The 12674-nt window shown below is 46.0% G+C and carries 20 protein-coding genes; 2 read left to right on the top strand and 18 right to left on the bottom strand.

The window, feature by feature from the left end; translation table 11 throughout:
• Nucleotides 1-419 precede the first annotated feature (419 nt).
• Nucleotides 420-641 (top strand): hypothetical protein, encoded by a 222-nt coding sequence (locus AP057_RS08790; RefSeq protein WP_033021475.1) that lies wholly within the window; start codon nucleotides 420-422, stop codon nucleotides 639-641.
• Nucleotides 642-644: 3 nt separating this feature from the next.
• Here AP057_RS08790 and AP057_RS08785 read toward each other — a convergent pair whose 3' ends face one another.
• The 18 genes from AP057_RS08785 to AP057_RS08705 all read right to left on the bottom strand — a co-directional run bounded on the left by AP057_RS08785 (nucleotide 645) and on the right by AP057_RS08705 (nucleotide 12295).
• Nucleotides 645-1697 carry a restriction endonuclease gene (locus AP057_RS08785; protein WP_033021474.1) on the bottom strand — a complete coding sequence of 351 codons (1053 nt, stop codon included), beginning with the start codon at nucleotides 1695-1697 and terminating at the stop codon, nucleotides 645-647.
• An 88-nt stretch (nucleotides 1698-1785) separates the two neighbouring features.
• Nucleotides 1786-2286: a sigma-70 family RNA polymerase sigma factor gene (locus tag AP057_RS08780; RefSeq protein WP_055358557.1), complete on the bottom strand. Its 501-nt coding sequence runs from the start codon at nucleotides 2284-2286 to the stop codon at nucleotides 1786-1788.
• Between the two features lie 342 nt (nucleotides 2287-2628).
• The gene (locus AP057_RS17280; RefSeq protein ID WP_156961366.1) at nucleotides 2629-2769 is read right to left on the bottom strand and encodes a hypothetical protein; all 141 of its coding nucleotides are present in this window, start codon (nucleotides 2767-2769) and stop codon (nucleotides 2629-2631) included.
• A gap of 379 nt (nucleotides 2770-3148) precedes the next feature.
• The gene (locus tag AP057_RS08775) at nucleotides 3149-3520 is read right to left on the bottom strand and encodes a hypothetical protein (protein ID WP_235207628.1); all 372 of its coding nucleotides are present in this window, start codon (nucleotides 3518-3520) and stop codon (nucleotides 3149-3151) included.
• A 177-nt stretch (nucleotides 3521-3697) separates the two neighbouring features.
• On the bottom strand, nucleotides 3698-4117 hold the full coding sequence (locus tag AP057_RS08770) for a RusA family crossover junction endodeoxyribonuclease (RefSeq protein ID WP_055358556.1): 420 nt from the start codon (nucleotides 4115-4117) through the stop codon (nucleotides 3698-3700).
• Nucleotides 4117-4629, bottom strand: a complete 513-nt coding sequence (locus AP057_RS08765; RefSeq protein WP_055358555.1) for a dUTP diphosphatase — start codon at nucleotides 4627-4629, stop codon at nucleotides 4117-4119. The genes AP057_RS08770 and AP057_RS08765 overlap by 1 nt, the downstream gene beginning before the upstream one ends.
• Before the next feature lie 138 nt (nucleotides 4630-4767).
• Nucleotides 4768-4944 (bottom strand): hypothetical protein, encoded by a 177-nt coding sequence (locus AP057_RS17465; RefSeq protein WP_200910065.1) that lies wholly within the window; start codon nucleotides 4942-4944, stop codon nucleotides 4768-4770.
• Nucleotides 4928-5239 (bottom strand): IDEAL domain-containing protein, encoded by a 312-nt coding sequence (locus AP057_RS08760; RefSeq protein WP_055358554.1) that lies wholly within the window; start codon nucleotides 5237-5239, stop codon nucleotides 4928-4930. Before AP057_RS08760 ends, AP057_RS17465 begins: the two co-directional genes overlap by 17 nt.
• Nucleotides 5240-5459: 220 nt before the next feature.
• Entirely contained in the window at nucleotides 5460-6287 is an 828-nt protein-coding gene (locus AP057_RS08750) for an ATP-binding protein (RefSeq protein ID WP_055358552.1), read from the bottom strand.
• Nucleotides 6229-7149, bottom strand: coding sequence for an HTH domain-containing protein (locus AP057_RS08745; RefSeq protein WP_055358551.1), 921 nt, complete (start codon nucleotides 7147-7149; stop codon nucleotides 6229-6231). Before AP057_RS08745 ends, AP057_RS08750 begins: the two co-directional genes overlap by 59 nt.
• Nucleotides 7150-7324: 175 nt before the next feature.
• Entirely contained in the window at nucleotides 7325-8170 is an 846-nt protein-coding gene (gene recT / locus AP057_RS08740; RefSeq protein WP_055358550.1) for a recombination protein RecT, read from the bottom strand.
• 268 nt (nucleotides 8171-8438) lie between these two features.
• A complete protein-coding gene (locus tag AP057_RS08735; RefSeq protein ID WP_055358549.1) occupies nucleotides 8439-9374 on the bottom strand; it encodes a YqaJ viral recombinase family protein in 936 nt (311 codons plus the stop codon).
• 110 nt (nucleotides 9375-9484) lie between these two features.
• Nucleotides 9485-9685, bottom strand: a complete 201-nt coding sequence (locus AP057_RS08730) for a hypothetical protein (protein ID WP_055358548.1) — start codon at nucleotides 9683-9685, stop codon at nucleotides 9485-9487.
• Between the two features lie 508 nt (nucleotides 9686-10193).
• Nucleotides 10194-10358: a hypothetical protein gene (locus AP057_RS17460; protein WP_200910064.1), complete on the bottom strand. Its 165-nt coding sequence runs from the start codon at nucleotides 10356-10358 to the stop codon at nucleotides 10194-10196.
• The gene (locus AP057_RS08720; protein WP_055358546.1) at nucleotides 10358-10621 is read right to left on the bottom strand and encodes a hypothetical protein; all 264 of its coding nucleotides are present in this window, start codon (nucleotides 10619-10621) and stop codon (nucleotides 10358-10360) included. The genes AP057_RS17460 and AP057_RS08720 overlap by 1 nt, the downstream gene beginning before the upstream one ends.
• A gap of 1058 nt (nucleotides 10622-11679) precedes the next feature.
• Nucleotides 11680-11859: a hypothetical protein gene (locus AP057_RS08710; protein WP_055358545.1), complete on the bottom strand. Its 180-nt coding sequence runs from the start codon at nucleotides 11857-11859 to the stop codon at nucleotides 11680-11682.
• Nucleotides 11834-11992, bottom strand: coding sequence for a hypothetical protein (locus tag AP057_RS17455; protein ID WP_172706358.1), 159 nt, complete (start codon nucleotides 11990-11992; stop codon nucleotides 11834-11836). The genes AP057_RS08710 and AP057_RS17455 overlap by 26 nt, the downstream gene beginning before the upstream one ends.
• 84 nt (nucleotides 11993-12076) lie before the next feature.
• Entirely contained in the window at nucleotides 12077-12295 is a 219-nt protein-coding gene (locus AP057_RS08705; RefSeq protein WP_013524452.1) for an XRE family transcriptional regulator, read from the bottom strand.
• 201 nt (nucleotides 12296-12496) lie between these two features.
• Here AP057_RS08705 and AP057_RS08700 point away from each other — a divergent pair.
• Nucleotides 12497-12674 (top strand): helix-turn-helix transcriptional regulator (locus tag AP057_RS08700; RefSeq protein WP_152968868.1); only part of this gene is annotated, 178 nt, incomplete at its 3' end.

Raw genomic sequence — 12674 nt, 5'->3', positions numbered from 1 at the left:
CTTTTTGTTTGTGCGTCACCTTCCGCATCTACATCCTCMCCTCCCTCCTCCCTKCCTTCGAATCGCCCCGCGCACTCGCTTGTACGTGTCGCGTCGGACGCCCATAATGTCGAGCCAGTCACGCCAGGTCATCCTGTCTTTCTTCATGCGGTTTAACTTTTGTTTGTCTTTATCACCCAATGCCTCGCGCAACTTATACACGTGCATCACCTCGCTCAAATAAAAAACGCCACCCGATCGGGTGACGCCAATGGAAAGAGGTTCGGCTTGCCACTTTTCACTTATTAGTGGCATTCACACGACAAAAATACAGTGTTATAAATAAGTTTTGCTTTGACAAAAGTAAAAATGATATTATTAAGTCATAAGGAAACATTTCTGTTGTTGTTGAATATGATTAAAAAAGGGGGCGAGGTGACATGAAGAAAATCATTGGCATTCTTTCTCAAGTGAATATGTCTGTACTTCTTATTGCCTTTTTCTTCTTGTTGTACGACCTCACCCTATTGAAACTGGACGTATTTGGAAACCGTACCGTAGGTGTTTTTTATATTAGAGAACTTGTCTCTCTCGTGTTCGCAATATTGACAGTGAAAAGTTTCTTTAAAATCGAAAACCGTTATAAGGAGAAGGAAGAATGAAGCTTATTCTTCCTTTTTTTCATCTTTCGCTTCTACTGGTAGAGAAGTTTGTTTACTCAGAGATTCAACGTATGCTTGTAATGATTTTTGCAATTGTCCGGGTAATTGAATTTCAAGATTTTCTGCATTCATAATCAAACGTTCTTTTTGTTCATCGTTTGGCTCGTTAACTCCCTCTTGAGTTTGACCTTGCTGCTTTAGTTTTTGCCACTCCAGCAACCTTCCCACAATCCCCGGTGTATCGAATTCTATGCCGAAAAACTTTACTCGCCCGCCGATCACCCCAACGAGTGCTACTGCTATCATGATGATAGCAGGAATATACCCTATTAATTCGATGGCTCCGGGAGACTGGACATTGATTTTAATATCAATTTCATCGTCAGAATGACTATCAGCCAACGCGAACAAATCAGACATGAAAGATATGAAGTGATGAGCTTTGATGTGGTCTTTCTTGCGCACATGTAGAATAAAATGACACTTGTCTCCCTTGATATAAAAGTCAAATAACGCTTTATCAATATACTCGGCATATCCATCCGCTTTGGAAATAGTATGCTGAGAATAAATAAGCCTGTATAACTGCGGGTCTAAATGATCTCTTCTTACAACCTTAATCCATTTTACTTTTCTTCGTTTGCGATAAGGGCAAACTCCTTCATACTCAAAGAACCACTCCGAATGTTCGTCCATATCTTCAATCTCAATGGGGATATTTTCCTCGTAAGGCGTTTCGTCTTGTATAATTCCAAAGTGTATATAAGCTGATTTATTAGAAGGAATTAACACAACATCGCCCTTCTTGATGTCATGACAAAACGCCTTAATCTGATTGGCTACATACTTGGGCCTGTTTTCGTTCTTGTATTTTGCCCGAACAATATCTTCTAATGGACGGTGATCGTGTAAGTGTTTCAACTCAATTTGGTTCCATCCGATACCTATGAATCCATCATGAACAAAATGGTCATAATACTCTCCTGAATTCGTCCTTACAAACCAATACCCCCTATCTATCGGAATGTTAGGAATGTGTTTTGCTAACTCTTCCATTCCCATCATCTCCCCTTATCCGAACTTTTCCAATCTTATTTTACAATGCTACAGCCTTATTATCTATCAAAAAATGAAATAGTCCTCTTCACCCGCAAAGGCAGAAGAGGCTTTCGTTTATACGTCTTTTTATTTTCTTTTCAGCTCGTTCAATCATGGTTTGAACGCTACTGGATGATATACAAAGGTAATTGGCGATTTCGCTATAGGTGAGGCCGTATCCGCGTGACATCAGATACACTTCTTTTTCGCGTTCAGTCAATACCGATAAGGCATCTTCGATTCTCTCTCGATCCCAATTTGTAATGACGCTTTCCTTTTCATGATCGTCCCATTCATAGACTGGGTCACTGGAACGGAAATATTTTTGCATAAGTAATGGGTCGAACGGCTTTTCACGTTGATATGCAGCTCTTCGTTCAATGCCTCTTCTGTTTCCTGGCATCCTGCTAGTTTCCATCCACTCTATCGCAAATTCAAGGTCCGAAATCATTCCTCTAATTATCTTTTTGTCTTCATCCGATGCCCTTTCTAGGAGTTTCTTTGCCGATCGTAACGATTCCCTATATTGTTTCAAAAGCTCCTCCATCGGACTCCTCCCGTGGTATAATATGGTTGTCCCTCTTCTTTCTGATGCGCCGGGAGAAGTCCTGGCTTTTTTAATGGCATTTATGGCAATAGGTTTTTCCGCCGACAACTCCCCATCCGTTTGCCTTCATCTCTGCAATAGCTTCTTTCTTTGTTTTTCCGCGGGGCGCTTTGAAATCGGAAGTATACCAATTTCCACACTTGCTACAACAAGCGTCATAAAACTTAATAACGTCCATAGATACCACCTTTACTTAATTGGTTTCTGCAGCGGGTACAACCGCAAAGTCCTAAGCTCCCATCGGCCGGGAAAAGTCCGGTCTTTTTTATTTAGACCCGGAGCTTATGCCTTGCAGTTCTGCGTTTCTTTCGGATCATACTGATTCACAAGCTTGTACCCTTGCAGCTGATACTGTTTGACTTTCCATCTTCGTTTCGTTCGAATTTCATTGTGTGTTTTCGGATGGCGCAAAATATAGATCATTCGGTTCCCTCCTTTCCCTCATAAACTCCAAAAAATGTTCACGAATTTTCCACGCTGTCTTTCCACCGATCCCCGGTATTTCTTCCAACTTCCCAAGCCACTCCAGCATCAATTGCGTGTCTAATTCGTTTTGCCGTTTGGCTCCTGCTTCAAATCCTCGATTCCATGCCGCCATGATTTCTGGACGAAAGGGAGAAGTTGTTTTCTCCCTCTCACGTTTGATTTTGCGTAGTGTTTTCCCCACCTCACATCACTACCTTCCAACCTTTTCGGATGCGGCTATCAAGCTCGTATCTTTTCAGTGGTTCATATCGATAGACAGCTTGTCCATCCTCACGTCGATACAGCAGATACCATCTCAGCCGGCGCTTACGCTTGCTCATGACTCGTATACATCCTTTTGTAGTTTTTGGAGAGCGTATAGTCTCAGTGCTCGGAGCTCTCGCGTCGCATCTGCCCAGCCTTCTTCGCTCCTATCTTTCCGTTCGCGCAGCTCGTTGACTAGCTCTTTCAGTCTTTGTATTTCATTTTCGAGGGCAAGGATTTCTTTATGCAGCCGTTCGTTTTCTGTCATTGCCTCTTCAAAAAGCTCTTTCCGGTGATCTGCTTCCCGTTTCAACTGTTCACACTTGTCGCCATCTGCCCCAATATTCGCTTTTAATTTCTCCAGTTGCTTCTTCAGCTCATCCCGTTCCGCCACAACTTCCTCATACTTCGTGTATGCGATCACTTTTGGCTTTTGTTGTTCCATCGTATCCTCTCCCTTCAAAATATCTTCAAGCTTTTCGCCGTTTTTATATCGCTCAAGTTGTTCCGGTGTCAGCTGATACGTCCGCACTGTCATATCAATATTGTGCGGGCGGTTGCCAAAACGAGGCGGCCTGAACGATACGGCGAAACCCTCGTGATGGCCGGCATCCCGTTCACCTCACTTCTCATCTATCGGCATGATTGTGATTTCCACTCTCGGCGTCTCGCTGTACCATTTGGAAATATGTAAGTCCACCACTTGGCTGTCGTCTTTCCAAATGACGTTTTTGAGCGCGTCTTTGACTCCTTTGACGTAGTTGTCGACATCCGGTTTGGTTGTTGGCCTTAGCTGGCCGGCTTCGGCTGCGGCTTTTTTCTTTTTGCTAAAGCTCTTCAAAATAGGTTTGTACACCTTGACATCAAGGGAGATCGGACCTTCAATTAGCTTCTCTGGACGATGTTCAGATGCAACTAATCTCACATAGTCCTTGAAATCTTTTGATTTCTTCGGGTCGTACATCCGTATATGACCGTTGATTATCGTCGCTCTCGGCCGCCCTTGGGCGACAGGTTCGCCGTAGACTATGAATTTAATCATCAATACCCACGCTCCTGACGGGCGATATTTTCCGCATGTTTCTGCATGTATGCCACTTCGATCTCGTCCCATGTGAAACCGAGCATTTCGCCCAAGTGAATGAATCTCAATAACAAAAACTCATAATAAAATTTGCTATCACCGTCATTGTATAGGCCGATATATAGGTCAGTTACATCGGCCATAAGGCACAAAAATTGTTCGGTTATGTTGTCTGCTTTGGTTAAATTCCAGCTTTTAAGGTCGAGCATGTCCGGCTCTGTGATCTCCAAGCCAACAGACAAGAGAAAATGCAACCCATCACAAAACTCCTCTAATGCCTTCTCGCGGTTGTTTTTCTTGTTACTCCAAAACTTGAAGACTTCCGGCAACTCATTCGCCAGTTCCCCAAGCTCCACTTGAAACGCAAGGATTTTCTTTGCCAGCCTGTCCTCACCATCTTGTCTTGGATGTTCTTGCTCAATGTGCTCATCCAGCTGGCGTTGCAACTGAAAAAGTTTTGCTAAATCCATTTGTTCTTCCTCCCTGCTCACGCCTCTCAAAAGGCCCTTATTTTCCCTTCTGAGGCGTTTTTCTTGCCGGTCGGTACTTTTCTATCCCCCCTGCAAGAAAAACGCCGTACGGGGCAAAATACGCGGTTTGAGAGTGTGTTAGTTTTTGAGTTTCGCCATCGTCAAGATGTACTTCAGTTGATCATAGTCCAGTTCATGGATGCTGCGTCCGTCATGTTCGTCTATCCCTAGTTCGAGCAACCGCTGAATAACAAATCGTTTATGAAGCTCTTGTCTATATTGCGGAGTCTTATATGCTTTATAGAGCATTCCCAACCCAATCACTCCCTTTACGCCGGATGAGATCCCGGAACCATTCTTCGTCACGCGTATCGAGCGCCAGGTTAATCAACACATCCAGTTCAGAGCTTGTCCAATCACCTTCAATACCGGCTGGCTCTAAATATCTCAACAACATCCGGCGTTCCTGGCGTGTCGGTTGGTTGGACCGCGTTCGAACAAAAATCACACTGCACTCCGGCGGCCGTATCCACTCGATAAATCCAAGCCACCCAAATGTATGCTGATGGACATTCACGCAATACACCCAATCCCCTACTTGCAGTGCCATGTCCTCTCCCCCTCAATCTTTATCTAACTTCTAATGCCTCAGAGGTTATACCAAGTCGCTCACACGCCTCCACCAAGCGTTTGCGCCACTCTCGCATCTTTATCTCCTCTTCCTGTCGCACCTTCTCCGCATCCTCGCAGCCGCACGAGGTGACCAGCCAGGCTCCACTCATCACTCTTGTGTATAGCCGTCCCGTTCCATCGCATTTTACACACACGTTTTATGCCCCCTTTAGTCTGAAATCTTCACCCTCGACCTCGAGGAGATATGGGCCACACTGCCCGAGCAACCGGCTGGCAGCTGCATAGCCGATTTTTTCGCTTAGCGTTCCGCGGTCTTCGTTAGAGTTAAACACGATTGGTTTTTGCTTTCTGTATCGCTCGTTGATAATCTGATAATAGAGTGCCTCTTTTGCCTCGCTCCATTTGGCTTTTCCGATATCATCCCACACCAGCACATCCGCATGGATCGCGCTGTATAGAAGCCGGTTCAACGTCTCGCCTTCGTCGTTCATCGTCTTGGCCTGGATCAGCTCGTCCATGAATGCGACATCTGAAACGACGAGTACATTGAATCCGTCCTTAATGAGCCGTTTAGCCAGGGCGATTTGCAAATGGGTCTTCCCCACACCGAAATTGTTGTGCTGTTGCTTCATCTCTGCTCGTTGGCCGGCCGGCAGTTCTCGAAGGCGTTGTTCCCCTAGTACTGCGATGAACCCAAAATTTTTGTCAGACAACTTTTTCGTCCCGTTCTCCGTACCAAATTCTTGCAGATAATTGAGTGCCATGTCATACATATCCTGTTGATATGGCGCCGATCGCCTAAAATTCTCGAAATTCGCATGCACAAACTCGTCTGGGATGAGCGCCTGCTTGAACCGCCGTTTCCACGCCTTCCGTTCCCGGCATTCGCAAGGTCTGGCGAATTCATACCCACGTTCGTCTCGATAGAAGAGGAATTCGGTATCTTTGCATCGGGAGCACTCGTAGTCACCCCTTCCATCCCCAAGCTCGTCGGGCTGCTTCGGCTTCTCGGAGGATTTGCTCATATGTCTTTCCGCCTTCTGCTGAAGGTCGGCTAACACCTCGGCGATGCTTGTGAACCGTTCCGCCATCCGTGCTCTCTCCTTTTTGCTCGTGATATTTGCTCAGGACCACTTTACGCACGTACTCAAAAGAATTGATCCCGTCGCCGTTGAATTTCGGTTGGTACTCGTCAAACACTTCGTCGATCAGCGAAAGAATGTCATCCAATGGGATTGGCTCTCGCAGAAGCCCTTCTATTGCTTCCTCATCTTTAGGGGAAAGCGATAGTCCTTTTCCCCTACGCTGAATATATTTGTTAGCAATTGCTCTTTTTGATCGGTCTGACATATGGGCTTCTCTTATATCATCATCTATTTTTCTATCAGTTATATTTTTTATATCTTTTATATCTTTATTAGATGTGCCGGATGTGGCACTTCTCTCGGACAAATATGGCACTTCTCTATGTTCAGATGTGCCATTTTTGGCACTTCTCTCGTCGTGAGATAGGCCATTTTTGTCCTCTCTCTCGTCAAAAGATGTGCCATTTTTGGCACTTCTGTTTTTGTGAATGAACTTCTTCGATTTCCTAACTTTATAAATTTCACCATACGGAGCACGAACCGTTTCGATGTAACCTTCATCTTTTAGTCGAGCAATATTTCTTTTTACGGTCCGTTCGCTTCCGCCAAGTTCGGCAGCGATTTCTGCGAGTTTCACTGGCCTTCCGCCGAGCACGATGCCCAACGTTTCACCTTCTTCCTGCACTTCTTTGGTTACTTTGGAGACAAGCCATAAAAACTCCCAAATGGCCGGTCCGATCCGTTCTCGATGTTTCGGGGTAAGAAGTCCTGTGTAGACAGGGAAGTAAAAACTGTCGGGCATCGTATCACCTCGGCTTTCCTATTTCCTCACACAAATCGCAAACCCATCCGCCACGCGTTTAACGGTAAGATCCGGGTATCTCCTCATATACTCTCGCACCAACTGTTTGAAGTGCTCTTTATCCTTTGCCTCCTCCCAAATCCAACTCGGGAGGAGGACTTTATATGGGTCTTGGTCATTCAGCATCGAAGACGATCTCCTCTTGTTGCGGTTCCTCTGTCTGCGGCCGCGGATCGATCACCTCGTATGCCTCGGCTTCGATGTAGTCAACCGATTCCGGATCAGCTGTGATGTCCTTTTTTACTGTCTCGTCTTGCATAACAGCTTGCTGGATCTCAATCGAAATCGGCAGGTACTTCCACATATGACGGATGACCGTCTTTTTGGCCATCTCCTCGTAGTCCGTTACCCATGGGCCGTTATTGGCGGCTCTAGAGCGCTTGCGACGTTTCTCGATCTCCTCTTTTGACATGAATTCGAACTGATAGCCGCCGTCTTTAAAATGTGCAACCGCATAGGCACCAATGAAATCGCCGCGGTTTGTCATTGCCGGTTTATGAACGAGCTTCGGATGTAAGCCGTACTCATATTCGAACGTGTCGTTTTCGTAAACCGCATGAGCATAGATGCTTTCGATGTTTCCACTGCGTCGTGCCAAGTCGATCATGCCTTTATAGCCGATGATGAATTGCACATCGGATTGTCCAGTCTTCCCGTTCTTGAACGGCACTAAATAGCAATGTCCGATGAGCCCCGGCTCTAATCCAAGCTGTGCTGCTTGCATAACCGCGCCAAGCAGAGAGGGAACCGAGCATTCCAACAGTTTCGGGTTGGTTCGGATCGTTGTCAGTGCGATGCGCGCCATCCGATCAGCATCCATGTGCTTTGGAAGAGCCTTTTCAATCTCCGGACCCATCTTTTTCAGATATGCCGCGATTGTTTGAGCTGGGGAAGGAGGCGCTGCCTCCGTGTTTTTTGCTTTGTTTGCGAGTTGATTTTTAAGCGTTTGGTTTGTTGCCATACTCTTATGACCTCCCTATTTCCTTTTGAATTGCTGCGCCGCAGGGCAAGTTGCCCAGTGAGGCATATGCCCTTTGACCACTTCACCCTTCGAGGTCACTATTGTTATGACCTCGGCATCCACCGGCATGGCTTTGCCGGCGGGTGTTTTAATCCACTCGATTTCCTTGCCGCAACCTCTGCATTTGGCCATATCCATTCACCTACTTAATGGAGAATGCTTATGAGCAACTTCATCAAAAATTTGTGATTTTTGCATATCCATTCACCTACTTAATGGAGAATCGCCGTGATATTGATTCCTTGGCGACCTCTTGGTATATTTCCGGATACTTCGCTTTGAGCAACTTTGTATCAACACGGCTGCTACGAACGTTTTTCCATGTTATGATTCGCTCGCCGGCAAAAGCTTTTTCATATTCGCCAAGCATTGCTTTCAGTTGATTTTCTGCCTCTTTTCTGCGTGTGGCAGCTTCCTCTTCCTCTTGCTTGGCCTGCTCATACTTAGCAATCAGTTCTGACGCGCCAGGGGGAAGTTCGATTTCCTCCTCAAACTTCGCTGTCGGATAAAGAACTTTCAACAAATCACTTGAAGCATCGGAACCATCGAACATCGGCGGGTTTTTCTTGAGAACGTGATTGTTCCAGAAGTTCGATTCAATCTCGATGAGATACTGAATGATCTCCTCGTCACGCTCAATTTTCTTGTAGATGAACTTGTTTCCGCCGATCAGAACCGCAATCCACCATGAATCGAAGCCCGTGATAGCCATATAATGCTGGCATTGAATGAGATATTGCGCCGGAACCTCGTCATTTTTCCATTCGTCTTTGAGATGTTCACTAGCTGTTTTGCACTCAAGCCCCTCTTTCCGGCCGACAATGAGGCGATCGACGTTCGCGATCATGAATGGATGCTCTGGATGTTGCAGGATCGCGTTCTTTCGTCGTACTTTCAATCCAGTCCGCTTGCTGAACTCTTGAGCCACGACATCCTCTAGCATCGTACCCCAGTAGGCCGCTTCGCTGTTCACGTTCTCCCCTGGGGCTTGTCCAATCTTTTCAAGATACACGGCAACTGGCGACTTCCATTTGTTCAACCCTGCGATCGCCGCGGCGTCGCTCCCGCCGATCCCCTTCCGGCGAGCCTGCAGCCACTCCTCATGGCTCATTTCGTTCGTGTTGGCCAAGATGACAGCTTCCAAGTTTCCCACCCCCATTTGATTTTTGGCGGCGATTCCTGTACTATGTAAGTACAGGGTCATAGGGGAATCACCGTTGGCGCCTCGCTCCCTCGGGCGAGGCGTTTCTCATGTTATGCCTGTTTTGGCCGGCCGAACTTGCTGCAATAGTCATAGGCGCACCATTCGTCCTGGTGGATCATCAAGCCGTCGGTAAACTCGAGAATATCGTCCCCTTCATAAATCTCCCCGCCGCATCCTTCGCAATAGCCAACTACACACGGTTCCTCCTGCCGAATCGGATGCCGGTCGGAAATGATCGGATTCTCGATCATGCCGGCTCACCTCCTTTCAGTGCCTCGAGTCGCTTCCTAATCGCCTGTATGCTCCGCCCAGTGCGGGCGGAAAGGGTTTCGATCGGTTGGATACCATAGTGATTGAGAAGGTAAAAGTCTTCATCCTCTGTCCATCTGCCGGTTTTACCTCTCAGATCAGCTTCCCTGTCTTCTCCCCACAACGGTCGGCTAAGCTCTTGCATACGCTTCCCGTATGGGCACTGCCGGCAAGGCGACATACGGAAGTTCGGCATTGAAAAGTACTTGCACTGTCGACAATGTGTATCAAGGATTTTTGCTATTTTTAGTCGGATGCGCTGCTTATCCGTTTTTGTCATTTTCGTCACCTCCTTTCCTAGTGCGCATCGTCAAAGGCGAGAACGCTGATGACCGGGGGATGGAGTCAGTGCAACGTTCCCACCCTTGACGACAGGCACCAGGCCTGCCTTGTGAAAGGGAGAGGAAATATGCTATATTGTGATTGAACGGGCTGGTTTGCTGGCTGGTGTTAGGCGCTGGCCGTTTTTTCTTTTTGTAAAAAGCGTTTGTACAGCTCCTCTTTCGCTTTCAGCTCGGTTGCCAGCAGCAACTCTCGATTTTCGCGCGCTTGTTGGCAAAATCTCCGAACCTCTGAAACTTTCATTAGTCGGCTAGCTGAAAACACGATATTCATCACTCATTCTCCTTTCTCATAACAATCGCAATATCTATTCCACGTTCTTTCATAACCTCAACAAGCTGAACCAGTTTGTCATGTTCCTCTTTCCGCCGCAGGAGCTCGTCCAACTCACGACGACAGCGTTGGTATTCTTCGACCCAGCGATCGGCAGCGTCTACATCGCCTTGCTGTAGCTCCATATAGGCTCTCGATACGTAGAATTTGCAGTGCTCCAGCAAGCTGGCTCCGCGTTCCATATCGCCTGGGAGGACGTTCATTGTGCAACCCCCTTCGCCTCAGCAAGCAATCCGACGATGATTTTATGAAATTTATCCAAGCACCCCWWTCGAACCATGATGTMARTKSMKTTYRSYWTTTWSYTYWKSSWSKWYTYYGMGWWAKAWWTMYYKKWWTKWSTSKWSKRMTYYWSGWTRRWKMRWYKSSGMWMRTWYKMSRYWCYCGTCMRWRMMWYSWYYCCRTWTWKARCCWKCATSMWWKTAKMWRYKGWRTWWYWMRYYYYKYTWKRYCCSRTTYYSWSTYSAWMSARSMWAYWSAWWWWMMRRSTCRRAWWGGTTATATCCGATGTCGTAAGAAATGCAGCTTACTGACAAATCTTTAGCTAAAGTTAAAACATCATCGCCGAACTTTTTAGCCACTAAAACACATTCGACTTTCTTGTTTTTGAGTTCTGGAGAATTAGAGTAGTCAAGCACTTGAAATAAATCTTTTCTTTTGGCCACTCCTTTTTTCAGTTCGAAAACAATCGCTCTGTTTTCATTTGAAACCAAAATATCTATTCCGCCGTTTTTTAGCTTGACTTGATTTCTGATCTCGAATCGTTGACTATCTAATGAACTGATCCATTCAAAGTCACTTATCGCTTCGGTAAAGACTTTTTCTAGGTCGCATTCGTATCTGAAGGTTTTTCCGAACTCGGTGTCTTTAAAAAGACCTGTATATTCGTCTTTGATACAGAAACCTTCTAAGCAAAACGGTATACCCTTGGTTATAGCTGTCATTACCCCAATGGTTTGTTGAACTGTAAAAACCAAAGCATATATGCTATTTTTGAATCTCTCGTGAACATCCTTATTGTATGTGCGCAATGCTTCCAAATAAGCGTTTTGTCCATATCTTGAAGCGTGGTGATAAAGAAGCACTTCGATCATCTTTTTGTACAACAACGGACTTGTGATAGGATGCTCGTTCAAACCAAACGCATCCGCTATTAAGACGTGTTCTTTTCCGTATAACTTTTCAAAATCATAAATGCTTAATTGTTCCATCTCTTCTCTCCTCTCCGCGCTTGTCCACTTTTTCGCCAAAAGGAATGCCCTCACAGGGCAGCCGGATCATATTCCCGGTCGATGCGCTCATGCAGTTCCCGTTTGAAGCGCATGAGTTCGTCATGCACGCTCCGGTCGCGGTTCTTCATCACCTCCGCCACCACTCGCGTGTAGAACGCGATCGCGGCTTCAAGCGTGTCAAAGTCATACGCGCTGGGGAGTTTTTGCATCTTGGTTCACCTCCTTTTCGTTCTCTTTGACCATCCTTGCGTAAATTTCGATGAAGCGCTCTAACGCTTCTGCGGATGGTTCTTTTCGATCACCGACACAACGGACAACAACTTGTTGTTTTTGTTTTTTCACGCTGACCATCTCCTTTGTAGGAGATGTATGCAGAGAAACGCCGTGTACAGCCTTGATAGTCACCGACAAATTATACACACCACCTTATGCGGTTTTTCCTTTAGACCCGTCCGACGCAAACAGATACTCTAAATCAAGGTCTGGAAAGAATTCTTTCTTGATCTTCAGCGCCTCGTCGTAATAAAACCGGAACTTCCCATTTATCTTGTCGCTTGCCGTTGAGCGCCGGACATTCAACAACTCGGCAATATCCTTCACCATTACTCCTCTCCGAGCCATTTCGGCCTTAAGGTTTTTATACAACGTTTTCCACCTCCTGTTTATCGATTGAACGCAATTTCGTTCGATCTAGCTTTAATATAAACGCATTTTCGTTCAAAGTCAATAGATTTTTCACAAAAAATGAACAAAATTTCGTTCTATCAACTTCACACGAACGAAATTTCGTGCTAGATTATAAGTGTACGATTTTTCGTACATACTTAATTAAAGGAGGTGATAGAAGTGACAAAGGAAGAGATTGTTGAACATCTAATGAAGAAAGTTGGATACAGCAGCCGGAGACAATTTGCAGAAGCCATCGGTATTCCACCTACCACTCTCAATTCCATGCTGACAAGAGGATTGGGGAAAGCCTCCATTGATAATGTCCTAAAAGTGTGCAAGGGGCTGGGTATTACGG

The sequence above is a fragment of the Geobacillus sp. Sah69 genome, assembly GCF_001414205.1.
In the GTDB taxonomy this organism is placed as follows: Bacteria; Bacillota; Bacilli; order Bacillales; family Anoxybacillaceae; genus Geobacillus; species Geobacillus stearothermophilus.
The sequence above is the reverse complement of the archived record's forward strand: the minus strand, read 5'-3'. Positions and strand labels throughout refer to the sequence as shown.

Coding starts and splice junctions, on each gene's coding strand:
- AP057_RS08790 (WP_033021475.1), top strand. CDS start 420: ATGAAGAAAATCATTGGCATTCTTTCTCAAGTGAATATGTCTGTACTT.
- AP057_RS08785 (WP_033021474.1), bottom strand. CDS start 1,697: ATGGAAGAGTTAGCAAAACACATTCCTAACATTCCGATAGATAGGGGG.
- AP057_RS08780 (WP_055358557.1), bottom strand. CDS start 2,286: ATGGAGGAGCTTTTGAAACAATATAGGGAATCGTTACGATCGGCAAAG.
- AP057_RS17280 (WP_156961366.1), bottom strand. CDS start 2,769: ATGATCTATATTTTGCGCCATCCGAAAACACACAATGAAATTCGAACG.
- AP057_RS08775 (WP_235207628.1), bottom strand. CDS start 3,520: ATGGAACAACAAAAGCCAAAAGTGATCGCATACACGAAGTATGAGGAA.
- AP057_RS08770 (WP_055358556.1), bottom strand. CDS start 4,117: ATGATTAAATTCATAGTCTACGGCGAACCTGTCGCCCAAGGGCGGCCG.
- AP057_RS08765 (WP_055358555.1), bottom strand. CDS start 4,629: ATGGATTTAGCAAAACTTTTTCAGTTGCAACGCCAGCTGGATGAGCAC.
- AP057_RS08760 (WP_055358554.1), bottom strand. CDS start 5,239: ATGGCACTGCAAGTAGGGGATTGGGTGTATTGCGTGAATGTCCATCAG.
- AP057_RS08750 (WP_055358552.1), bottom strand. CDS start 6,287: ATGAGCAAATCCTCCGAGAAGCCGAAGCAGCCCGACGAGCTTGGGGAT.
- AP057_RS08745 (WP_055358551.1), bottom strand. CDS start 7,149: ATGCCCGACAGTTTTTACTTCCCTGTCTACACAGGACTTCTTACCCCG.
- recT (WP_055358550.1), bottom strand. CDS start 8,170: ATGGCAACAAACCAAACGCTTAAAAATCAACTCGCAAACAAAGCAAAA.
- AP057_RS08730 (WP_055358548.1), bottom strand. CDS start 9,685: ATGATCGAGAATCCGATCATTTCCGACCGGCATCCGATTCGGCAGGAG.
- AP057_RS17460 (WP_200910064.1), bottom strand. CDS start 10,358: ATGAATATCGTGTTTTCAGCTAGCCGACTAATGAAAGTTTCAGAGGTT.
- AP057_RS08720 (WP_055358546.1), bottom strand. CDS start 10,621: ATGAACGTCCTCCCAGGCGATATGGAACGCGGAGCCAGCTTGCTGGAG.
- AP057_RS08710 (WP_055358545.1), bottom strand. CDS start 11,859: ATGCAAAAACTCCCCAGCGCGTATGACTTTGACACGCTTGAAGCCGCG.